Consider the following 21,149-nt stretch of genomic DNA (forward strand, 5'->3'; position numbering starts at 1 on the left):
CGGGATCCTCTTCATCTGGCCGAAAATATCCCGGGGAGTGTGAGGGGCTGGCCCCTCACTCCGACATGGGGCAGCGGTTGTGCACCGGCATCCTGCGGCAAATCTCGCCTTTTGCCCCTGCGGACAATCCGCTAAGCGGGTCTCATGACTTTGACTGTAACAGATCTGACGATCACACGTGGCGGTGTTCCCGTCCTTGAAGGCCTCAGCTTTCTGCTGTCGCCGGGCAAGGCTCTGATCCTGCGGGGGCCGAACGGTATCGGAAAAACGACGCTTCTGCGCACGTTGGCTGGCTTGCAACCTCCGCTGGAAGGCAAGATCGCAGGGGCCGAGGACCAGATCGCTTACGCGTCCCATTCGGACGGGCTCAAACCGACATTGTCAGTGACTGAAAACCTGACATTCTGGGCAGCGGTCTTTGGCACATATGACATCCAGCCGGCGCTGGACGCTTTTGAATTGAACGAACTCGCCGACCGTCATGCCGGCAACCTTTCGGCGGGCCAGAAACGGCGGTTGGGGCTGGCACGGATGCTGGTCACGGGGCGGCCGATCTGGATGCTGGACGAGCCGACCGTCTCGCTGGACAGAAACGCGGTGCAAATGTTTGCCGACGCCGTGCGGGTACATCTGGGTCAGGGCGGGTCAGCCCTGATCGCGACCCATATAGATCTTGGCCTGGATGGCGAGGTTCTGGACGTCGGTCCGAACAAGGCCAAACCCAAGCCCATCGACGATTTCGACGGAGGTTTCCTGTGATCGCCCTGTTGCTGCGCGACCTGAAACTGGCTTTCCGCGCGGGCGGTGGGTTCGGGCTGGGTCTGGCCTTTTTCCTGATCGTGACCGTGATGGTGCCATTTGCAGTGGGGCCGCAATCCTCGCTTCTGTCCACGATTGCACCCGGTGTGCTCTGGCTGGGGGCCTTGCTGGCCTGCCTTCTGTCGCTTGACCGCCTGCTGGCACTGGACTGGGAAGACGGCTCGCTCGACCTCCTGGCTACAGCACCGCTGCCGCTTGAATCGGTTGTCACTGTCAAGGCGCTGGCCCATTGGCTGACCACCGGCTTACCGCTGGTTCTGGCCGCGCCGTTTCTGGGTGTCTTGCTGAACCTGCCGATACCAGGTTTTTTCTGGCTGGTGATCTCGCTCCTGATCGGTACCCCAGCCATGAGCGTCATCGGGACATTTGGTGCTGCGCTCACCGTTGGTCTGAAACGTGGCGGGCTATTGCTGTCGCTTCTGGTGTTGCCGCTTTACGTCCCCACCCTGATTTTCGGGGCCGAAGTTGCCCGGCGTGGAGCAACAGGGATGGAGGTGCAGACGCCACTGCTGATGCTGGCCGGGATCACAGCGGCGACCATCGCATTGTTGCCCTTTGCCAGCGCTGCTGTGCTACGTATCAATCTGCGGTGAACCGCGACAAGTTTGATGGATGTCAATTGAGAACCACGCCAAATCGGACTAGATAGGGCCCATGTCAATCGCAGCCAAAGCTAACGCCCTCTGGGAATATGCCAACCCGCGCAAGTTTCTTGAAACCAGCGAACGGGTCCTGCCGTTTTTCTGGATCGTCTCGACCATCTGCATTGTTGTCGGTCTGATCTGGGGTTTTTTCTTTACACCGGATGACTACAAGCAGGGGTCGACGGTCAAGATCATCTATCTGCACGTTCCGGCGGCGTTGATGGCGATCAATTGCTGGCTGATGATGCTGGCCACCTCATTGGTCTGGCTGGTGCGTCGCCACCATGTCAGCGCGCTTGCGGCACGGGCTGCTGCACCGATCGGGATCGTTATGACCCTGATAGCGCTGCTGACGGGGGCCATCTGGGGACAGCCCATGTGGGGTACATGGTGGGCCTGGGATCCGCGCCTGACGTCGTTTCTGATCCTGTTTCTGTTCTACCTTGGCTATGTCGCCTTGTGGGAAGCTATCGAGGATCCTGATACCGCAGCCGATCTGACCTCGGTTCTGTGCCTGGTTGGGTCGGTCTTTGCAATCCTCAGCCGATACGCGGTGAATTTCTGGAATCAGGGCCTGCATCAGGGCGCATCGGTCATGCGGGCCGGGGCCGTTACCGGGGCGGATACGGAAGAGAAAGTCAGCAACGTCTTTTTCTACCCCCTGCTGGCCTGCATCATCGGATTTGTTCTGCTGTTCATCGCCTTGGTGTTGTACCGCACCGGAACGGAAATTCGCGCCCGTCGTATCAAGGCGCTACAGGCACGGGAAAGGGTAGGCGGATGATCCCCGATCTTGGAAAATATGCAGACGCTGTTTTGTCGTCTTATGCTGTTTCCATCGCTCTTATCGTGGCGCTAGTTGCGTTCAGCGTGATGCGCGGGCGCAAGGTGCGCGCGGAAATGGAGAAGGTCGAACAGAGGATGTCGCGCAATGGCTAAAGTCTCGCCCCTTATGATTGCGCCGCCTCTGATTTTTGGCGCATTTGCGGTTCTCGCAGGCATCGGCATGTTTCGCGAAGATCCCAACGCCTTACCCTCGGCCCGCGAAGGGCAACCAGCGCCGCCCGTGGTTCTAACCGAGTTTTCGGGAAAGACCCTTTTCGACGACGAAACGCTGCGCGACGGAGAGGTCAAGCTGGTCAACTACTGGGCCAGTTGGTGCGCGCCATGCCGTGCCGAGCATCCCAACCTCGAGGCATTGGCAGCTGAAGGTATCCCGGTTTACGGCATCAACTACAAAGACAAGCTGAGCAATGCCGAGGCTTTCCTGGATGATCTTGGCGATCCGTACACTGCCATCGGCCGCGACGAACAGGGCCGTATGGCGATTGACTGGGGTCTGTACGGCGTTCCCGAAACCTATGTGATCGACGGTGATGGAACGATCATATTACGCTTTGCGGGCCCGATTACGCAACGTGTCATCGAAAGCACGATCCGGCCTGCGCTTGAAAAGGCGGCGGGCGGTTCATAAACGATAGCCTCCCGTTACCGACAAAACTTCACCAGTGATGAATGAGGCCGCGTCCGACGCCAGAAACCTGATCACTTTGGCTATATCCTCGGGCCGTCCGACCCGACCCAACGCGGTATCCTTCACAAACAGTTCTGTCAGTTCTTCCGAACGAGGCGCTTCAGGAATGTTGATCGCACCGGGGGCCACGGCGTTGACGCGTATCCCATCTGGCCCCAACTCTTTGGCCATGGCACGGGTCCACAGGTTCAGAGCGGCCTTGCTGGCACCATAGGTGACCGCATCACGGGGCGGCAACACCGCATTCATCGACGAGATACTGACAATGGCGGCACCCCGTTCCAAATGCGGCAAAGCTGCAGCCAGCAAAGCGGCAGGGACCAGCAGGTTCATGTCAAGAATGGAGCGATGTTCCTCGACTTGGAACTCCTCTTTTGGCGTCGACCGAACCAAACCGGCGTTGTTCACGATCACATCAAGTTTTCCAAACCGCTCCATCACCTGTGCAATCACCGCCGCTGGTTGATCAGGAGCCGTCAGATCCGAACGGATCGCCAAAGTTCCTCTCTGCAATAGTGCCGCCGAAGGCTTGGTGGATAACCAAGTGAATGCCACCCTATGGTCGCGGCTCAACTCCTCTACGATGGCATGTCCAATGCCCCGTGCTCCACCTGTTACCAACGCCACCTTTTCCATAACCACCTCCTGTTTTCAGAGTACCGCGTATATCCAACCTCACCTGCTAAATATGACTTCCGAGCGCGAGGCAGAGCCTTGTAAAAGAAAGGACGCCCGAAGGCGTCCTCAAAATTTTCTATCCGCTGCGTTCCTTAGCCAGCCTTGGCCAGATTTCTCAGCACGTAATGCAGCACACCGCCGTTTTCGATGTATTCGATCTCAGGCGCGGTATCGATCCGGCATTTCAACTGGATGGTTGTCTCAGCCCCGTCTGCATAGGTGATGGTGCAGGGCACGACCTGCAGCGGCTCGACCGTATCCAGCCCATGGATCGAGACGGTTTCGTCCCCCTTCAGACCCAGGGTTTTGCGGGTATCTCCACCGGTGAATTCGAACGGGATCACGCCCATGCCGACCAAATTGGACCGGTGGATTCGCTCAAAGCTTTCTGCAATCACGGCTTTGACGCCCAGCAGTGCGGTGCCCTTGGCCGCCCAGTCGCGGCTTGAGCCTGCGCCGTATTGTTCGCCACCAAACACGACTAGCGGAGTGCCATTGGCCTGATAGGCCATCGAGGCATCGTAGATCGAAGTCTGTTCACCATCCGGACCTTTGGTATATCCGCCTTCAACTCCGTCCAACATCTCGTTCTTGATGCGGATATTGGCAAAGGTGCCGCGCATCATGACTTCGTGATTGCCCCGTCGCGAGCCGTATGAGTTGAATTCACGTGGCTGAACCTGACGGTCGGTCAGATATTTGCCAGCCGGCGTCGTGGTTGCGAATGATCCCGCAGGTGAGATGTGGTCGGTGGTCACCATGTCGCCCAGAATGGCCAGAACCTTGGCGCCTTCGATGTTCGAGATCGTGCCCGGTTCCGCCCCCATACCCTGGAAATAGGGCGGGTTCTGGATGTAGGTCGACGTTGGCGGCCAGTCATAGGTTTCCTGTTGCGGTACCTCGACGCTTTGCCATTTCTCATCCCCTTTGAAGACATCCGCATATTTCGACTGGAACGCTTCGCGGGTTACGGTTGCTTCGACCAGTTCCGCGATTTCGCTTTGGGTTGGCCAGATGTCCTTCATGAAGACGTCGTTGCCATCCTTGTCCTGACCGATGGGCTCGGACGTCAGATCGATGTCGAGTGTACCTGCCAGTGCATAGACAACAACCAACGGCGGCGAAGCCAGGTAGTTGGCGCGGACATCCGGTGAGATACGGCCTTCGAAGTTCCGGTTGCCGGACAGAACCGACGTGGCGACCAGATCGCCCTCGGCAATGGCTTCCGAGATTTCTTTCTGGATCGGGCCCGAGTTGCCGATGCAGGTGGTGCAGCCGTACCCAACAAGGTTGAAACCAACCTTGTCCAGATCATCTTGCAGTCCAGCGGCCTCAAGGTAGGCCGATACAACCTGCGAACCGGGTGCCAGCGAGGTTTTGACCCAAGGCTTGCGGTTCAGACCCAGAGCTGCGGCTTTGCGAGCCACAAGGCCTGCACCGATCATCACGTAAGGGTTCGACGTGTTGGTACAGGAGGTGATCGAAGCAATTACAACCTTGCCCGACTCCATGGTGTAGTCTTCGCCCTTGACGGCGACTTCCTTGCCCATGGGGCGCTTGAAGGTCTCTTCCATTTCCTTGGTGAAAGCGGCCTTGGCGTCGGTCAGCGCGACGTAGTCCTGCGGGCGTTTCGGGCCTGAAATTGCAGGAACGATTGTGCCCATGTCCAGTGACAGAGTGTCAGTGTAGATCGGCGCATAATCCGGGCCTCTCCAGAACCCGTTTTCCTTGGCATAGGCTTCGACCAGCGCGATGCGGTCTTTGTCGCGGCCGGTGTTGCGCATGTAGCGCAGGGTTTCTCCGTCGATCGGGAAGAAGCCGCAGGTCGCGCCGTATTCCGGCGCCATATTGGCGATGGTTGCACGGTCAGCCAGCGGCAGGCGGTCCAGCCCTTCGCCATAAAATTCGACGAATTTGCCCACCACGCCCTTGGCGCGCAGCATTTCGACAACCTTCAGAACAAGGTCCGTACCGGTGGTGCCTTCGACCATCGAGCCGGTCAACTCGAAGCCGATCACCTCGGGGATCAGCATCGAGATCGGCTGACCCAGCATTGCGGCCTCGGCCTCGATCCCGCCGACGCCCCAACCCAGAACGGCCATGCCATTGACCATGGTGGTGTGGCTGTCGGTGCCAACCAGCGTGTCAGGATAGGCAACTTCTTCGCCGTTCTGATCGGTGTCAGTCCAGACAGTCTGTGCCAGATATTCCAGGTTCACCTGATGACAGATACCGGTGCCGGGAGGCACAACGCGGAAATTATTGAACGCGTTCTGACCCCATTTCAGGAACTGATAGCGTTCCATGTTGCGCTCGTATTCGCGGTCGACGTTCATCTGGAACGCACGCGGGTTCCCGAACTCGTCGATCATGACCGAGTGGTCGATAACCAGATCGACCGGGTTCAGCGGGTTGATCTTCTGTGCGTCGCCGCCCAGGCCTTTGATTCCGTCGCGCATGGCGGCCAGATCGACCACCGCAGGAACACCGGTAAAGTCCTGCATCAGCACACGGGCAGGGCGGTACGCAATCTCGCGCGGGTTCTTGCCGCCATTGGCACCCCATTCGGCAAACGCCTTGATGTCATCGACCGAGACCGAAAAGCCGCTGTCTTCAAATCGGAGCATGTTTTCCAGCACGACTTTCAACGCGGCAGGAAGGTTGGAGAAATCACCCAAACCGGCCTGCTGCGCGGCGGGGATCGAATAGTAGGAAATGGATTTGCCATTCACGTTCAGGCTGCGGCGTGTCTTGGCGGTATCCTGTCCGACTTTAATGGGCATCTGGTGGCCTCCCTTCTCAAATGACTTGGATTTCGGGCATCGCTGAGTGTTATCTGCATCACCCAAGCCGCTGGTTCAAGGTTCAATGACACTGGATTTGTAATTTTGTATACCATTGCACACATTTAGGCGGAGAATTGCAGATACCGCCCTCAAGAAACGTTGATTGGCGGTTGAAGGGCAAAACGGCTATCCCAGAGAACACCCGCTTTATCCGAGAGTTTTGATGTTCAGACCCGCTGCTTTGACCGCCCTGATATCCTGCCTGCTCGCCACCCAGCCCATGGCCGGTGGGGATCCTGTGGTGGTTGAGCTGTTCACCTCACAGGGGTGTTCGTCTTGCCCGCCGGCAGATCGGATCATGCATGAGCTGGCGAAACGCGACGATGTCATCGGGCTGGCGTTGCATGTCGACTATTGGGATTACATCGGCTGGAAGGACGAATATGCCGATCCTGATCACACGCTCCGGCAACGGGCCTATGCCCGCGAAAACGGAAAATCCATGATCTATACGCCCCAGATGATCATAAATGGTCAGCACGATATTGTCGGCGCTCAGGCTCAGGAGCTCGACCGTCTGATTGATGCGCATCTAAAGGCCGCCCCCGAGGCAGCGGTGACAGCAACCCGAGACGCTGACGAAGTGACCGTGAGTGTGACGCCTGTGGAATTGCCCGCAGGTGAGATCTATGACGTGCGTATCGTTCAGTATTCGCCTCTGCGCCATGCCTCGATCCGCCGTGGTGAACTAGCCGGGCGGGAATTGGATTATGCCAATGTTGTTGAGACATGGCAGATTGCAGGCCGGTGGGACGGGAAAGCGCCGCAGACTTACTCGGCGCAGCTGGAACCAGACTTGCCAGCCGTTGTGCTTGTGCAAAGGGCCGGTCACGGGCCAATTGTTGCCGCGACTTGGGCCAAATGATCAGGGCATGTCGTCCGGTTGAACGCCAAGGCCGTTCCAGCTTTTCCAACGCCGGTGGATCCAGAACCACTGTCCCATATGCTGCCGCACGATCTGTTCCAGATCGTCATTGGTGAACTGGGTCATCGTCTTTGGGTCCGTGTGCGGCACGGGATCATGCAGGATGATTTCAAAGTCGATGCCGTTTGGCTGGCGCACGGCATAGCACGGTATCAGTACGGCCTTGTATTTGATGGCCAGCTCTGCGTTCAGCACGGATGTCACGGCAGGCTTGCCAAAGAATGTCAGCTCTTCGCCCCCCAGCGCATGCAGGTCGGACACGATAGCGATAATTCCACCGTTCTTGAGTGACCGAACCATTTCGACCATACCGCGCCGCCCCTGTTCAAACATCGGCGCGCCGGTTTTGTAAAAAGCTTCGACATAGGCGTCGTTGAAATAAGGATTCGCCATCCGCCGGTAGAGGCATCCAATCGGTTTGCCGCTGTGTTTCTGCAGGGCGACGCGTGCGGCCAGATAGTGACCGAAATGCGCAGTGATCATCATCACCGGATGCCCTTCGGCAATCGCTGCATCAAACGCAGCAATACCCGGCCCGGATATCTTGGCGTTCACCTGACGTTCGATGAAACCTTCGGGTGAGAAATGCTCCATTATTGCCCGACCGGCATTATCCGACACGTCACGATAAATCTTTGTGATCTCGGCGTCAGACAATTCAGGGCAGGTGAGCTTTAGATTCCGGCGGACACGGGTGCGAAATCCAACGACGGGCGCAAGGGTTTTCATGATTGCACCCATGGTTGCTATGCGCCTTTCATAAGGAAGCAGGCGCATAGCGCCGATGATTCCCTGCAGGAACAGATTGGCGACATAGTATTTTCCAAGCTCAAACCGGCTGAGCTCCGACTTTTCGACGGGCATGGAGGTGTCTCACCGCGTGTTGCGAAATGTTGCCTCAGACATACAACCCGGTACCCGTAACCTCAAGCACCCTGGCGAAATGGCTGCCCTAACGATCTGGCGGGTGCGCCTTTTCCTGCCTCAACCCGTGTTTTCGTCGTCTTCCTTTTCAATCAGCGCAATTGTTCCGGCGTCAGACAAGGTACGAACCGTCCCAACGATCTGGGTCATGGCATCTTCGGCCTCAGATTGCTTGACCCGCCCGCGTTCCGCGATTTCCTCGCGCAGGTTTTCTGCCATGCGAGAGGAGATATTCGACAGCAGAAACTCGACAGATGCCTTGTCATCATCCGCGGCGGCACCAGCAAGGGCCGCGACCAGAACAGGCTGATCGACTTCCCGTAATATGGCTGGAACATCACGTGGGGAAATCCGGCTGGAGATATGGGCGAAGGTAAAGATCGAGCGGCGCACCAGATCGGCAAAATCGGCGTCGTCCTCATCCAGCGCGTTCAGCAGGTCGTCGCGCGTGGCGGACGCAGACTGGTTCAGAATCGCACCCACACGCGCGCCCGGACCGTCATTGAAGGCCTGAACAGGCCGCTGATCCAGTTGAGCAGCCAGTGACCAGCCGATCCGCTCAACCGCTTCGGGTGTGACATTTGCTGTTTTCGAAATTGCGTAGGTGATCCGCCGCGCCACCGGACCCGGCATGTGGCCCAGCATCTGTGCCGCCTGTGCTGTATCCATTTTTGAAAGCATCACAGCTGCAACTTCAGTGCTTTCCGCCTGTGCCATGGCCGCAAGGTCCTGGGCCGGAATGTCGCGCAACCTTTGCCAGGGATCACCGATCTGGCGAACTCCGGCAACTTTGCGCAAACGCGCCGCTGTTGCGGGCGTGATCTTTCCGCTGACGGCATCCAAGGCTCCGGCAAGCCCATGTGGAAAGGCCAGACCGACATTGTCCAGGGCTTCGCTGAATTCCTGTGCCACAGCACCCAGAGTCACCCGGTCCACAAGGCCCATTTCCCCCAATTGGTGTGTCAGTTTTTCTTGCAGGTCATCGGGAAGTTCCTCCAACGGAAGATCGGCGCCGTCGTTCAACAACAGGCGCACGACGACAGCTGCCTTCTGACGGCTGGTCAAAGATCGGGGAACAAGGCGCGGGTTGTCGCCACCCTCTGCGGAAAACGGGGCCGAAGCCCCTTGAACCGTTTGAATTAATGCGTTGGTGTTCTGCATCTGCCTGTGGAGCCAAAGTTTTCGAACCACAGGCAGATTAGAGAGAGTCGGGTTAAATAACCCTGAACCTTAATAGCTGTATGTCAGGCCCGTTCGGATCGCTTCGCGCAGCGACGCCTCGGCCCATGTGCCTTCGCCGCCGCGGGCCTTTATTTCACGCCATTGCTCGATCGCCAGATCGGTTCGGCCTTCGGACACAAACCCCTGCGCCATGTAGCTGCGCGCCAATAGATTGTCTGGATTGGCATTGATCGCGTTTTGATAAAAGACATTTGCCAGTTCCAGCTCGCCCATTTTGCGATAGGTGAAACCCCAATAGGTCAGGACACGATCGTCGTCCTGATCCATGATGCGCAGAATGTCCTGAGCGTGCCCGTATTGCCCGTCATACGCCAGTTCGCGGACCGCATTATACAGCTGATCATCGGTCAGGTTTGACTTGTCGGGTTTGACGCATTTTCCACGGGTTTCGTCATATACACGGCCGAACAGGCATTTCTTGGTCGTATTCGTAGGTTTCGGCGGGCTGCTGCTGTCACCGCCTGCGGCATGGACAGCTGGCGCGAAGGCAAAGGCTTGCAAGGCAAGGGCAGAAGCTAACAAAAGGCGCATTTCTTTACTCCGTTCTCGGGGCTCTTATTGAAATCATAGTGTGATCTACAAAAAAGCTAACAGTGGAACGGTCGCTTTTATTCACGAACTGGACAAAAATTGTCAGCTGTTGACAGATTTCGCGCAGCTTTTTGTTTCAGTATCCCAGGCCGTACCGGGTGCGCAGGATTGGGTCTGTTTGGAATGCTCTTCGCAGGCAAGCCCGACCGAGGCCACAAGAACCAGTGCCAATGCGCTTAGGAGTGTTCGGATCATGATGTTTCCCTCGTATGGAAAAAGCACATGCAGGATACCGCATTTCCGTTGATCTGGCAAAAAGCAAGGGGGTGCTCTGCATATGGCAGAGCACCCCCGGCTAACAGACTGAAAAGATAACCGTTATTCGCCAAACACGCGCGCAAAGATCGTATCGACATGCTTGGTGTGATACCCGAGGTCGAATTTCTCTTCAATCTCCGCAGGGCTGAGTGCGGCAGTTACATCAGCATCCGCCAACAGTTCCTCCTTGAAGTCGGTGCGGTGTTCCCAAACCTTCAACGCGTTGCGCTGTACCATGGCATAGGCGTCCTCACGGCTGACACCTGCCTGGGTCAGGGCCAACAAAACGCGCTGGCTCATCACAAGGCCTGGGAACTTGTTCATGTTCTCGATCATGTTCTCAGGGAAGATCAGCATCTTGTTGATCACGCCTGTCAGGCGGGCCAAGGCAAAATCCAGCGTGATTGTGGCGTCCGGCCCGATCATGCGCTCGACCGATGAGTGCGAGATATCGCGTTCGTGCCAGAGCGCAACATTCTCCATCGCCGGTATTACGGCCGCGCGGACCATGCGCGCCAGACCGGTCAGGTTCTCAGTCAACACCGGGTTTTTCTTGTGCGGCATCGCCGAAGAGCCTTTCTGGCCCATCGAGAAGAACTCGGCCCCCTCCAGCACCTCGGTCCGCTGCATGTGGCGGATTTCGATGGCGATGTTCTCGATGCTGCTGGCGATGACGCCCAGCGTGGCAAAGAAAGCCGCGTGGCGGTCACGCGGAATGACCTGCGTGCTGATCGGCTCAGGCACCAGACCCAGCTTGTCACAGACATGTTCCTCGACTTGCGGGTCGATATTGGCAAAGGTACCAACCGCGCCGCTGATCGCTCCGGTGGCGATTTCCGCACGTGCGTCACGCATCCGGGACAGGTTGCGGTCCATCTCGGCGTAGAAGCGGGCAAAGGTCAGACCCATGGTTGTCGGTTCGGCGTGGATGCCGTGGCTGCGTCCGATACGAACCGTGTACTTATGTTCCATCGCGCGGCGCTTGAGCGCGGCCAGAAGCCCTTCAAGGTCGCCAATCAGGATATCGGCGGCGCGGGTCAGCTGTACGTTGAAACAGGTGTCCAGCACGTCCGAGCTAGTCATACCCTGATGCACAAAACGCGCCTCTTCACTGCCAACATGCTCTGCAAGATGGGTCAGGAATGCGATAACGTCATGCTTGGTAACAGCTTCGATCTCGTCGATGCGGGCGACATCGAATTCCACATCCTTGGCTTTCCAGACGGCTTCGGCATTTTCACGCGGGATCACGCCCAGATCTGCCATGGCATCGCACGCGTGCGCCTCGATCTCGTACCAGATGCGGAACTTGGTCTCGGGCGACCAGATGGCAACCATGTCGGGGCGGGAATAACGGGGAATCATAGGCGACGGCACCTTTTTTGCAGATTGGATGAGGCGTTGGCGCGGGGTTTAGCCGCGTGCGGGGTAGGGAACAAGATGCGAGAGCGAATATGAGACGGTTTGCCCTGATTCTTATCGTTTGTTCGGGCTTTTCAGCAGCTGACGGGTTCGGAAAACTGTCCTGCAAAGGATATGGCACGATAGTGACGGGCAGGGTGCCGCAAAAAGACAGGTTTTGTACCTGCACTAGTTCTCACCGGATCATGCTGCCAGTTGGGGTGGATGCCCGTCTTGCCCTTGCTGCCAAGCGATGCTGGACAAACAGCGCTTTGACAGTTCAATCTGAACGGAAGGAACTAATCAGGTTATTGAGATATGCGTTCATTTTCATGTTCGATACTTGCCCTCTGTGGTGCATTTTACGTCGACACAGCTGCACCGGCACTGGCTGACACCCCCGTGACCTACACCGAAGCAGGCCAAGCGCTTTTTCGGTTCGAAGTGCCCGACTTCTGGATTCTTCGCACCGGCGGCCCGCGCGAGATTGAGGATACCGAACTGGGCGACGCCCGTGCGGTCGCACGGGTTATAGGGTTCCGGCCGGTGACAGACGACGCGGTGTGGATGGGTTTCGTATCACCTGCGGGGGTTGGAACAATTCAGGGCGGTGTCCGGTACCTGCAGGATATCGACAGGTTTCTGGTCAAAGACCCTACGACGACCAGCACCAGCGATACCCGTATCGGCGGATTGCCAGCACGCGTGTTTCGGGGCACCGGGCACCGGGACGGCAAGGGGGTAAGCTTTACCGCCACCGTCATTGACCTTCCGCAAGGCCGGGTTGCCATAGCAGTTGCCATTCTGCGGGACGGAGCAGACCCGAGTTTTGCTGATGATCTGAACGCCGTATTCGCCTCGTTCCGGGCGCTTCAGTAAGGGAGGGGGCGATGAGCATTAGACTGATCAAAAGGATGTCCCTTGCGCTGGGGTTGGGGATCGCGACTTTGACGCTGTCGGCCTGTGACGGTGTGACAGTTGGGGTCGGGTACGGGTATGACCCGTTTTACGACTCGATGCTGTGGAACGACTACTACCATGACGTGGATGTGGACATTGACATAGATCGCCCCAACCGGCCTGATCGACCAGTGCGCCCCGAGCGTCCGAAACCGCCTGTTGCCAAGCCTCCCGCGCGCCCGCGCCCACCTGTGGCGCGTCCGCCGGTTGCCCGCCCGCCCATTCATCGACCGGGCCCGCGACGCTAAGGAACAAAAGGCCGCCTGTCAGGCGGCCTTTCTTATGAAAGAAGCTCGGTCGTAATGTGGGCCGAGCCTTCAAGCGTCCGGTGAACCGGGCACTTGTCCGCAATCTCAAGCAAACGTTGCCTTTGCTCCTGATCCAGCGGGCCGCTCAGGCGGATTTTCCGGCGAAACTGGTCCACCTTGCCGTCATTCACCAATCCGGCATCCTGCGCGTGAACCTTGTCATGACACACATCGACGCTGACATTTGTCAGGGGCCAGCCTTTGCGCCGGGCGTACATGCGTATTGTCATCGACGTGCAGGCCCCCAGACCGGCCGAGACAAAGCCATAAGGCGACATACCCTTATCGGTACCGCCATAAGATGCGGGCTCATCCGCGACCAGATGGTGGTTTGGACCGGCCTGAATATCCTGCATGAACCCGCCCGGATCTGCTTCGGTTATGCGCACAACGCCCTCTGGCGCACCCGGTGGCGGCGCGGGTGGGCACAGTTTCACATAGCGCGAAACCCAAGCGGCAATGACATCGGCCGCATATTCGGCGTCAGAGGCACGGGTGATCAGGTGATCGGCATCGTCAAGGGTAACAAAGCTTTTGGGGTGTTTCGCGGCCAGAAAGATCGCGCTCGCATTGTCGATGCTGACCGTTTCGTCGCGTGGGGCATGAAGGATCAACAGGGCAGCTTTGAGGTCGGCGATTGCAGATGACAGGGCCGATTTGGCAATGTCGTCCACAAAAGCTTTGCCGATGCGGAAGGGGCGACCACCCAGAGAGACCTCGGCACTGCCATCCTCTTCGATCTGAGGCAACGCGGCCTCAAAGTGATGCGACACATGGGCGGGGTCCGACGGTGCACCCAATGTCACGACGGCTTTTACAGTGGGAATACCTGCCCGCGCCCGCAACACCGCCGCGCCCCCAAGCGAGTGGCCGATCAGCAGGGCAGGTGCCATGTTTCGACCGGCCAGATATTGCGCGGCTGAAATCAGATCCTCGACATTCGAAGTGAAGGTCGTATTGGCAAACTCGCCTTCGGAATGGCCCAGTCCGGTGAAATCGAACCGAAGCACCGCGATACCCATGGCAGCCAGACGGGCGGAAATGCGCCGGGCGGCCGGTATATCCTTGGAGCAGGTAAAGCAGTGGGCGAACAGGGCCGTTGCCAGCACGGGTCCATCCGGCAAATCCAGTCGCGCCGCCAATTGGCTGCCGTCATGTCCGGCAAAAGTGATGCGTTCCGTGGGCATGTCGGCTCCTTGAATGGTACGGGGGAACACGCCCAATACTGTGTATTTGCCCCTTGGGTCACAACCCTTAAGTCACACGCGTAACAGGAAGGTGAGAACAAACGGGCGTTGCACGGACGGCGCAAGATCCCTGTCGCCTTCGGGCCGCATGACGGCGGAGCTCTTACCTTCTTTTTTTATCAAGAATAGTGATGGCGATGCAAACAAACATTCGTTTCACTTATGATCCTCCTCATCCCATCTGTGGTTCCTGAAAGCTGAAACAGGAGACACAGATGTCACATGCAGATATTACGCCCCAGATACACGACCTGCGTTCACGTATGATCCTGGCTATTGTTCTGGTCGGCCTTGCCGGGTTCGCGGTCGGCCAATCCTGGCCCGCGCCCCAAGGTGGTTCACAGGTTCAGGTCAGCCCTGCCACGGAAGACTGGCATGGAAATGTCCGCCGGTCCCATTGGTCGAATTGAAGGCTCGGCCTTATTCGATCCCCATCAATTGGGGGTCAAAGGGATATCTGGACAGGTTCTCAAACCCGGTTTCGGTAATGAGAACCTGATCCTCAAGCTTGATGCTGAAATCGCCACCGACTTCGCCAACGCAGGCTTCGACGCACAGCACCATGCCGGGCTCCAGCGGATAGTCATATGCGCCTTCCACGGCTTTGTCCGGATACGCGACCAGCGGCCATTCATCACACAATCCCACTCCGTGCATCAGGCAACCGTATTTCTGCGCCTGAAACTTGTCGTCAAGCCTGTGCGACATGGCGGTAAGTTCCGGGATCATCACACCGGGCTTCAGCATCTGCATGTTGGTCATGATGTGTTCATGCGCGTGCTGCATGGCATAGATCATGTCAGGGCGGGGTTTTTGGTCGCCAATCCACCATGTGCGCGAGATATCGATGCAAATCCCGTAAGACCCGATCAGGTCGGTGTCGAAGGCGATGATTTCGTTTTGCTGCGTGATGCGTGGGCCGCATTCCTGGAACCACGGGTTCGTGCGTTGGCCTGACGCCAGCAGGCGGGTTTCAATCCATTCGCCACCGCGCCGGATGTTTTCCGCGTGCAGAACAGCCCAGATATCATCCTCGGTTGTCTTGCCATTGCCGACATTCGCGCGTGCAAAGCTCTCCATCTCCGCCACAGCGGTTTCGCAGGCGTGATTGGCACAGCGCATGGCCAGAATCTCATCCGGTCCCTTCACGGCACGGGTCTTTTCGGTCAGCTCTTCACCTTCCATGACCTCAAAGCCCTGCGCCTCAAGCGCGCGCAGACCATGCAGCATGATCTTGTCGACAGCCAAACGTTTGTTGCCGCCGCCATGCGCATCGATCAGCACGCGCACCTCGTTCGAAAAGACATCTGCCGCGATATCCACCTTGTCGCCACGGTCGAAGTAAAACAGGTCCGCACCTGAACGCTGTTCGCGCACCAGCGGATTGAACGTGCTGAGGAAAGGCGAGTTCTTGTAGTCCCATATCACCATATAGCCATCGGCACATAACAGCACGGCGCGAAACGGGTTATGCGTATTCCATAACTGCATGTTCGTGCTGTCGGTCGCATAGCGGATGTTCAGCGGGTCAAAAACCAGCAAACCTCCGTATCCGCGATCAACGATGGCCTGCGTCAGACGCTTCCAGCGATGTTCCCGCATCCGTGCAAGATTGGGCAGTTCCAGACCTGCCGCAGCCCATTCGTCAAAAGCCAGCTGTGTCGGCCCGATCTCGATCCGGTCATTTTCGTTTGGCGTGCCATCACCCAGCGTAGCGCCTCGGCTGGGGTCAATCTTGCGCGTGTCTCGGTAATGCTTGTTCATGACGGACCTCGTTGCTTGTTCAGTCAAACCTAAGGTGCCCATGTGGATCGTCTTGGAAAAATGCGACGGCGATCCTGTCGTTTTCGACCGACAAATATTTCGACCCATGCTAAGTCGCTGGTATGAATAAAATTCTGCAAGATAAAATACCGTATGATGTCGGCGACCCGCGTGCTTTGCCGGGTATCCAGCCTGCAACGATGGAAAACTGGTTGCATCGGGACGAGGCTTTTGCCGGTCAGATGCGACGCCGGGAAAAGCTGCTGACGGAACGCCGTGATGACGTTCTGGCGCTTGATCCGCAGGCAGAACCCGCCGCTCGGGAACTGCTCGACCTTGTGCTGTCGCAGGTCTATCCCAATGCAGCTGAAGAAGTCGTCAGACCCGACGGAGTAAGTGTCGCAGTCGACCGGGCGCAGCCGCTTGATACATTGTGCAGGCTGGTACAGGAGGATTTTTGCATCCTGCAAAAGCGCGGAACTGAACATGTATTGACCGGCGCAATCCTGTGTTTCCCGGCCAGCTGGCTTTTGTCCGAAAAATTCATGCGACCACTGATCGACATCCATGTGCCTGTCGCAAGTTACGACGAAAATATCGCCAAGCGGGTGCAGCGCCTGTTCGACGGGATACAGCCCGGCCGTCCGCTCTGGCGTTTTAACGCGCTTTGGTATGAAGACCCCGAACTGTTTCAACCCCGAAGCGCAAATGACAGGCGGGGCGACACAGATCGACGTAAAACGTCCTACTTGCGAAGCGAGCGGCAAACCCTGCTGCGCTTGCCGAAAACGGATGCGGTCGTCTTTTCAATCCACACTTATGTTTTGGCCGCGAACGCGGTTCCCAAAATGGAAAACCCCGCCTAAAGGCGGGGCATCCAAGGAGGGTCTTCTGTAATTCTCTTATTGGCCCAAGGCGGCCGCAACATCGGCAAACGCGTTCGTTGCGTTCAGAGCAACTATCGCGAAGGTAAAGACAAGCACCTGTGTGTTGAGGCGAAAATCCTCACCCCGGATCAGATTGACGGCAGCCATTGACAGGGCAATCGGGGTCGAAACGCCAGCCAGTACACCCGTCATGCACCAACTGCTGAGACGCAAAACGTCACTTGGCTTCGCGACACCATCTTCGTCATCGAACGTTTCCTGACCTGGCCTGTTTGTATCTTCACTGCGAAACGCGATGCTGAGCAATTGTTCATCTGTCAGTTGGATCGGGCGGGACGTCGAAGCATGAAGAACACTTATGGTGTCATCGTTCTCGGGCACATTCACCCCCGAGAATTGCCCGGTCAGCGACTGAAAAATTTGTTTTCTGTCGCGTGTTCGGCTGGGGGCCAGAGTGTCAAAGGCGCTCATGAACTGCTCGACCGTCAGAACCGTGTGTGGCGACAGCCATTCAACGCGCCGGGTCGAACAAATATCGACCATGCGATACAGAATGACGACCATCATCAGTTCCGAAATCTCGGAGTCATCCAGCAGGGGGGAAACCGGCGTGATCGAAAGAACCAACCTGTTTTGCGGATTTGCGGCGCGGGGTTTTGTTATCGTTTTTAGCCCCGCGGCGCGATCCATACGCTCGTACCGGTCTTCCTGCTCGGGGGTGCCTGTGTCCAGGGTCAGTCGCACAAGGTACTGACTTGAAACAATGCTTGCTTCGGAATTGCTCAGCAACGCCTTGCGTTCGACCAGATGGCCGTAATCTTCCAGCGTCGTGGCAACGATTGTGCCAAAACGCTCGATCGCGCCATTTGCGTCGCCATTGAATTGCAGGCCGCCATGGTAGCTGTGCTTCCGAGCCACTGCACTGTCCTTTTTTGCGTACTGTTCAGCAAACACTGTAACAACCATTCGTGAGGAGAATTTGGCGGAAAATGCAAAAAAGGTGATTTTACCCCGGCATTGGTTACGCATTGGAAACCAAGAAACTAAAGGCTTTTGTTTGTCACTGTGGCGGAAATGTGGCGAAAGCGGGTGCGGAGTGTGTTTTTGGTGCGACCGGGCTATTGGTCGATTCGGGCGGCCATGATTGCTATGGATTGCTGATAAACAGAGGCCGCGTTCCACTGTTTCAGCACTTGAAAATTCCGCTCCCCTGGCTGATAGCCACGCCCTGGCTTCCACCCTTTCTTGCGAAGAAAATTGGCGGTCGAGGCAAGCGCGTCGGTCATGTCATAGAAGTCCACCCGACGGTCGCCAGTGGCATCGACGCCATAGGTCAGGGCGTTGCCCGGCAGGAACTGAGTGTGACCCAACTCGCCATGTTTTGCCCCTTTTGTCGCCACGGTAATGCTTCCTGCATCGACCAGTTTCAGTGCCCCGATTGCGTGCGGAACAAAGAACTCGGACCGGCGACAATCATAGGCCAGTGTCGTGATTGCGGAAACAACCTGACTGTCTCCCATAAAATTGCCAAAGCCGGTTTCCATGCCGTGAATGGCGATCAGAACGCCCGCCGGAACACCGTATTGCCGTTCAAGCGCAGCGTAGAAACCCGGATTGGTTGCCTTGCGCTTGCGCCCCTGCGAGACGATTGCATCAGCACCTCTGACACGCATGAATTTGTCCAGCGTGTATTTGAAGCTTTTCTGATTGCGATCCGCCGCAATTGTGCGCGTGGCGTATTGCGACTGGGCAAGCGCCTGAAGTCCCTTCTTTTTCACACCAGCCTTGCGGGCCTGCTGGGCGAAATCGGCCTTCCAGGCCTCGAACCCCGCGCTGGTATTCCCACAAGGCGCGGCCAGAAGGGGCGAAGACACAAGCAGGGCGAATAATACGTACAGGCGAAACATGCAGATAATCCGGTAGTGTTGAAAACTGTGACCAGCCTACCTTGAGCTTTGAGTTGGGCAAAGCAGTTCGTTGGAGTAGCACCAACCGTTCCTGCAAATGCCTGTTGATTGATCTGCGGAGCGTCTTTGAAGGGCTTCAGATCCTCAGCATCGTGCACTGAGCAGGGGCAAACGTAAAAAGGTGATTAATCTGCGCTGTGGCGCCAGAAAAGGCTGAACAGCGATGGACCGGCGCAAATGAAAAAGGGGCGCCCGTATAAGCGCCCCTGTAAATCCATGCCGTATTGCTTAGCAGCTGTAATACATGCCGTATTCAACCGGGTGCGGAGTGTGCTCGTAGGTTTCGACCTCTTCCATCTTCAGCGCGATATAGCCGTCGATCTGGTCTTTGGTGAACACGTCACCTTGCAGCAGGAAGTCGTGATCAGAAGCCAGCGCTTCCAGAGCTTCACGCAAGCTGCCGCAGACAGTCGGGATACCGGCCAGTTCCTCGGCAGGCAGATCGTACAGGTTCTTGTCCATGGCTTCGCCCGGGTCGATCTTGTTCTTGATGCCGTCCAGGCCAGCCATCAACAGAGCGGCGAACGCAAGGTAGGGGTTCGCAGCCGGGTCGGGGAAACGAGCCTCAACGCGCTTGGCTTTGGGGCTTTCGGTCCACGGAATACGAACACAACCCGAACGGTTGCGGGCCGAGTAGGCGCGCAGAACTGGTGCTTCGAAACCGGGGATCAGACGCTTGTAGCTGTTGGTTGCCGGGTTGGTGAAGGCGTTCAGTGTCTTGGCGTGCTTCAGGATGCCGCCGATGAAGTACAGCGCTTCGTCCGAAAGATCTGCGTATTTGTCGCCTGCGAACAGCGGCTTGCCGTCCTTCCAGATCGACATGTTCACGTGCATGCCGGTGCCGTTGTCACCTGCGATAGGCTTCGGCATGAAGGTTGCCGATTTGCCGTACGCATGAGCCACGTTGTGGATGACATATTTGTACTTTTGCAGCTCATCCGCCTGCTTGGTCAGGCTGTCGAAGATCAGGCCCAGCTCGTGCTGGCAAGACGCAACTTCGTGGTGGTGCTTGTCGACCTTCATGCCCAGACGCTTCATGGTCGACAGCATTTCCGACCGCAGGTCCTGTGCTTCGTCGATCGGGTTCACCGGGAAGTATCCACCCTTGACGCCCGGACGGTGGCCCGTATTTCCCATTTCGTATTCGGTGTCGGTGTTCCATGATGCGTCAGTTGCATCAACTTCGTAGGATACCTTGTTGATTGTGTTCGAATAACGGACATCGTCAAACAGGAAAAACTCGGCTTCGGGACCCATATACGCGACGTCACCGATTCCTGATGCCTTCAGGTATGCTTCGGCTTTCTGCGCTGTGCCACGCGGGTCACGCTCATAGGCTTCGCCTGTATCGGGCTCGACAACCGAGCAGTGCACGCAAATCGTTTTCTCTGCGTAGAACGGATCAACATATGCACTTTCGGTATCGATCATCAGCTTCATGTCCGATGCTTCGATCGACTTCCACCCTGCGATGGACGAACCATCAAACATGAAGCCTTCGTCCAGGAAGTCTTCGTCGACCTGATCGGCCATCAGGGTCACGTGCTGCAGCTTGCCGCGGGGGTCGGTGAAACGGACGTCGACATATTCGGCGCCCTCTTCCTTGATCAGCTGAAGAACTGCGTCCTTGCTCATTCTCTTGATTCCTCTGACTTGAAGATTGGTATGTTAGAGCGCGTCCGAGCCGGTCTCGCCGGTGCGGATGCGAATGGCTTGTTCAACCGGAGAGACAAAGATCTTTCCGTCGCCGATTTTGTCGGTCTTGGCAGCCGACACGATGGCTTCGATGGCGGCATCAACCTGGTCATCGTCCAATACGACCTCGACCTTTACCTTGGGCAAAAAGTCGACAACATATTCCGCTCCACGATACAGCTCGGTATGGCCTTTCTGACGGCCGAAACCTTTGACTTCGACGACGCTGAGACCCTGAACACCTACGTCCTGCAACGCCTCTTTCACTTCGTCCAGTTTGAACGGCTTGATGATCGCTTCGATCTTTTTCATTCCGGCTCACCTTGAATGGTTGTCTCAGGCGCAGTGATCACGTCTAAGATCGGGCGGCAACGTGATTGCGGTATCGGTTGGGTCGGTATCCGTTGAAATCAGGCTCTGTGCTAAATTTTAGGCGGTTTGCACAAAAAATAATCGAAT

The 21,149-nt window shown here is 57.1% G+C and carries 23 protein-coding genes; 10 read left to right on the top strand and 13 right to left on the bottom strand.

The genetic code is table 11. The features are described from left to right. The first annotated feature begins 144 nt into the window (after nucleotides 1-144). The 5 genes from ccmA (at nucleotide 145) to ACR0AP_RS00775 (ending at nucleotide 2,937) form a co-directional block, all read left to right on the top strand. Nucleotides 145-759: a heme ABC exporter ATP-binding protein CcmA gene (ccmA, locus tag ACR0AP_RS00755; RefSeq protein ID WP_480504684.1), complete on the top strand. Its 615-nt coding sequence runs from the start codon at nucleotides 145-147 to the stop codon at nucleotides 757-759. Then, complete coding sequence (gene ccmB, locus ACR0AP_RS00760; RefSeq protein WP_480504686.1) at nucleotides 756-1,412, top strand: heme exporter protein CcmB; 657 nt, start codon at nucleotides 756-758, stop codon at nucleotides 1,410-1,412. Before ccmA ends, ccmB begins: the two co-directional genes overlap by 4 nt. Before the next feature lie 61 nt (nucleotides 1,413-1,473). Further along, complete coding sequence (locus tag ACR0AP_RS00765; RefSeq protein WP_209503506.1) at nucleotides 1,474-2,247, top strand: heme ABC transporter permease; 774 nt, start codon at nucleotides 1,474-1,476, stop codon at nucleotides 2,245-2,247. Further along, the gene (ccmD, locus tag ACR0AP_RS00770; RefSeq protein WP_209503508.1) at nucleotides 2,244-2,402 is read left to right on the top strand and encodes a heme exporter protein CcmD; all 159 of its coding nucleotides are present in this window, start codon (nucleotides 2,244-2,246) and stop codon (nucleotides 2,400-2,402) included. The genes ACR0AP_RS00765 and ccmD overlap by 4 nt, the downstream gene beginning before the upstream one ends. Further along, a complete protein-coding gene (locus ACR0AP_RS00775; protein WP_480504689.1) occupies nucleotides 2,395-2,937 on the top strand; it encodes a DsbE family thiol:disulfide interchange protein in 543 nt (180 codons plus the stop codon). The genes ccmD and ACR0AP_RS00775 overlap by 8 nt, the downstream gene beginning before the upstream one ends. On the opposite strand, the gene ACR0AP_RS00780 is transcribed toward ACR0AP_RS00775, so the two are convergent. Together ACR0AP_RS00780 and acnA are read right to left on the bottom strand one after the other, a co-directional pair. Continuing rightward, nucleotides 2,932-3,633, bottom strand: a complete 702-nt coding sequence (locus ACR0AP_RS00780; RefSeq protein WP_480504690.1) for an SDR family NAD(P)-dependent oxidoreductase — start codon at nucleotides 3,631-3,633, stop codon at nucleotides 2,932-2,934. The two genes, ACR0AP_RS00775 and ACR0AP_RS00780, sit on opposite strands and share 6 nt — an antisense overlap. A gap of 134 nt (nucleotides 3,634-3,767) precedes the next feature. After that, a complete protein-coding gene (gene acnA / locus ACR0AP_RS00785) occupies nucleotides 3,768-6,458 on the bottom strand; it encodes an aconitate hydratase AcnA (protein WP_480504692.1) in 2,691 nt (896 codons plus the stop codon). A gap of 226 nt (nucleotides 6,459-6,684) precedes the next feature. On the opposite strand from acnA, the gene ACR0AP_RS00790 reads away from it, so the two are divergent. Continuing rightward, entirely contained in the window at nucleotides 6,685-7,386 is a 702-nt protein-coding gene (locus tag ACR0AP_RS00790) for a DUF1223 domain-containing protein (protein ID WP_480480351.1), read from the top strand. On the opposite strand, the gene ACR0AP_RS00795 is transcribed toward ACR0AP_RS00790, so the two are convergent. The 5 genes from ACR0AP_RS00795 to purB form a co-directional block, all read right to left on the bottom strand. After that, the gene (locus tag ACR0AP_RS00795; RefSeq protein ID WP_480504694.1) at nucleotides 7,387-8,310 is read right to left on the bottom strand and encodes a lysophospholipid acyltransferase family protein; all 924 of its coding nucleotides are present in this window, start codon (nucleotides 8,308-8,310) and stop codon (nucleotides 7,387-7,389) included. It abuts the gene before it with no gap. 120 nt (nucleotides 8,311-8,430) lie between these two features. Then, nucleotides 8,431-9,531, bottom strand: a complete 1,101-nt coding sequence (locus ACR0AP_RS00800; RefSeq protein WP_480504696.1) for a flagellar motor switch protein FliG — start codon at nucleotides 9,529-9,531, stop codon at nucleotides 8,431-8,433. Between the two features lie 69 nt (nucleotides 9,532-9,600). Next, nucleotides 9,601-10,143, bottom strand: coding sequence for a tetratricopeptide repeat protein (locus ACR0AP_RS00805; protein WP_267364901.1), 543 nt, complete (start codon nucleotides 10,141-10,143; stop codon nucleotides 9,601-9,603). A 102-nt stretch (nucleotides 10,144-10,245) separates the two neighbouring features. After that, entirely contained in the window at nucleotides 10,246-10,398 is a 153-nt protein-coding gene (locus ACR0AP_RS00810) for a hypothetical protein (RefSeq protein WP_480504699.1), read from the bottom strand. Nucleotides 10,399-10,521: 123 nt separating this feature from the next. Next, nucleotides 10,522-11,826 carry an adenylosuccinate lyase gene (purB, locus tag ACR0AP_RS00815; protein ID WP_480504701.1) on the bottom strand — a complete coding sequence of 435 codons (1,305 nt, stop codon included), beginning with the start codon at nucleotides 11,824-11,826 and terminating at the stop codon, nucleotides 10,522-10,524. Between the two features lie 354 nt (nucleotides 11,827-12,180). Between purB and ACR0AP_RS00820 the strand changes: the two genes are divergently transcribed. Together ACR0AP_RS00820 and ACR0AP_RS00825 are read left to right on the top strand one after the other, a co-directional pair. Continuing rightward, nucleotides 12,181-12,741, top strand: a complete 561-nt coding sequence (locus ACR0AP_RS00820) for a hypothetical protein (RefSeq protein ID WP_480504703.1) — start codon at nucleotides 12,181-12,183, stop codon at nucleotides 12,739-12,741. A gap of 11 nt (nucleotides 12,742-12,752) precedes the next feature. Continuing rightward, on the top strand, nucleotides 12,753-13,070 hold the full coding sequence (locus ACR0AP_RS00825) for a hypothetical protein (protein WP_209503526.1): 318 nt from the start codon (nucleotides 12,753-12,755) through the stop codon (nucleotides 13,068-13,070). A gap of 32 nt (nucleotides 13,071-13,102) precedes the next feature. On the opposite strand, the gene ACR0AP_RS00830 is transcribed toward ACR0AP_RS00825, so the two are convergent. Next, nucleotides 13,103-14,317: a bifunctional alpha/beta hydrolase/OsmC family protein gene (locus ACR0AP_RS00830; RefSeq protein ID WP_480480365.1), complete on the bottom strand. Its 1,215-nt coding sequence runs from the start codon at nucleotides 14,315-14,317 to the stop codon at nucleotides 13,103-13,105. A 275-nt stretch (nucleotides 14,318-14,592) separates the two neighbouring features. On the opposite strand from ACR0AP_RS00830, the gene ACR0AP_RS00835 reads away from it, so the two are divergent. Continuing rightward, nucleotides 14,593-14,787 carry a hypothetical protein gene (locus ACR0AP_RS00835; protein ID WP_480480366.1) on the top strand — a complete coding sequence of 65 codons (195 nt, stop codon included), beginning with the start codon at nucleotides 14,593-14,595 and terminating at the stop codon, nucleotides 14,785-14,787. Nucleotides 14,788-14,797: 10 nt separating this feature from the next. On the opposite strand, the gene dddP is transcribed toward ACR0AP_RS00835, so the two are convergent. Continuing rightward, nucleotides 14,798-16,141 (bottom strand): dimethylsulfonioproprionate lyase DddP, encoded by a 1,344-nt coding sequence (gene dddP, locus ACR0AP_RS00840; RefSeq protein ID WP_480480368.1) that lies wholly within the window; start codon nucleotides 16,139-16,141, stop codon nucleotides 14,798-14,800. Nucleotides 16,142-16,263: 122 nt separating this feature from the next. On the opposite strand from dddP, the gene ACR0AP_RS00845 reads away from it, so the two are divergent. Continuing rightward, nucleotides 16,264-17,007, top strand: coding sequence for a heme-dependent oxidative N-demethylase family protein (locus ACR0AP_RS00845; protein ID WP_480504705.1), 744 nt, complete (start codon nucleotides 16,264-16,266; stop codon nucleotides 17,005-17,007). A gap of 36 nt (nucleotides 17,008-17,043) precedes the next feature. On the opposite strand, the gene ACR0AP_RS00850 is transcribed toward ACR0AP_RS00845, so the two are convergent. From ACR0AP_RS00850 to ACR0AP_RS00865, 4 genes are all read right to left on the bottom strand, one after another. Beyond that, on the bottom strand, nucleotides 17,044-17,946 hold the full coding sequence (locus ACR0AP_RS00850) for a hypothetical protein (RefSeq protein ID WP_480504707.1): 903 nt from the start codon (nucleotides 17,944-17,946) through the stop codon (nucleotides 17,044-17,046). A gap of 200 nt (nucleotides 17,947-18,146) precedes the next feature. After that, nucleotides 18,147-18,935, bottom strand: coding sequence for a lytic murein transglycosylase (locus ACR0AP_RS00855; protein WP_480504709.1), 789 nt, complete (start codon nucleotides 18,933-18,935; stop codon nucleotides 18,147-18,149). Between the two features lie 288 nt (nucleotides 18,936-19,223). Then, complete coding sequence (gene glnA / locus ACR0AP_RS00860; protein ID WP_267366350.1) at nucleotides 19,224-20,630, bottom strand: type I glutamate--ammonia ligase; 1,407 nt, start codon at nucleotides 20,628-20,630, stop codon at nucleotides 19,224-19,226. Nucleotides 20,631-20,663: 33 nt separating this feature from the next. After that, nucleotides 20,664-21,002 (bottom strand): P-II family nitrogen regulator, encoded by a 339-nt coding sequence (locus ACR0AP_RS00865; RefSeq protein WP_209503542.1) that lies wholly within the window; start codon nucleotides 21,000-21,002, stop codon nucleotides 20,664-20,666. Between the last annotated feature and the right edge of the window lie 147 nt (nucleotides 21,003-21,149).

It is taken from the genome of Ruegeria sp. AF7 (assembly GCF_056541885.1).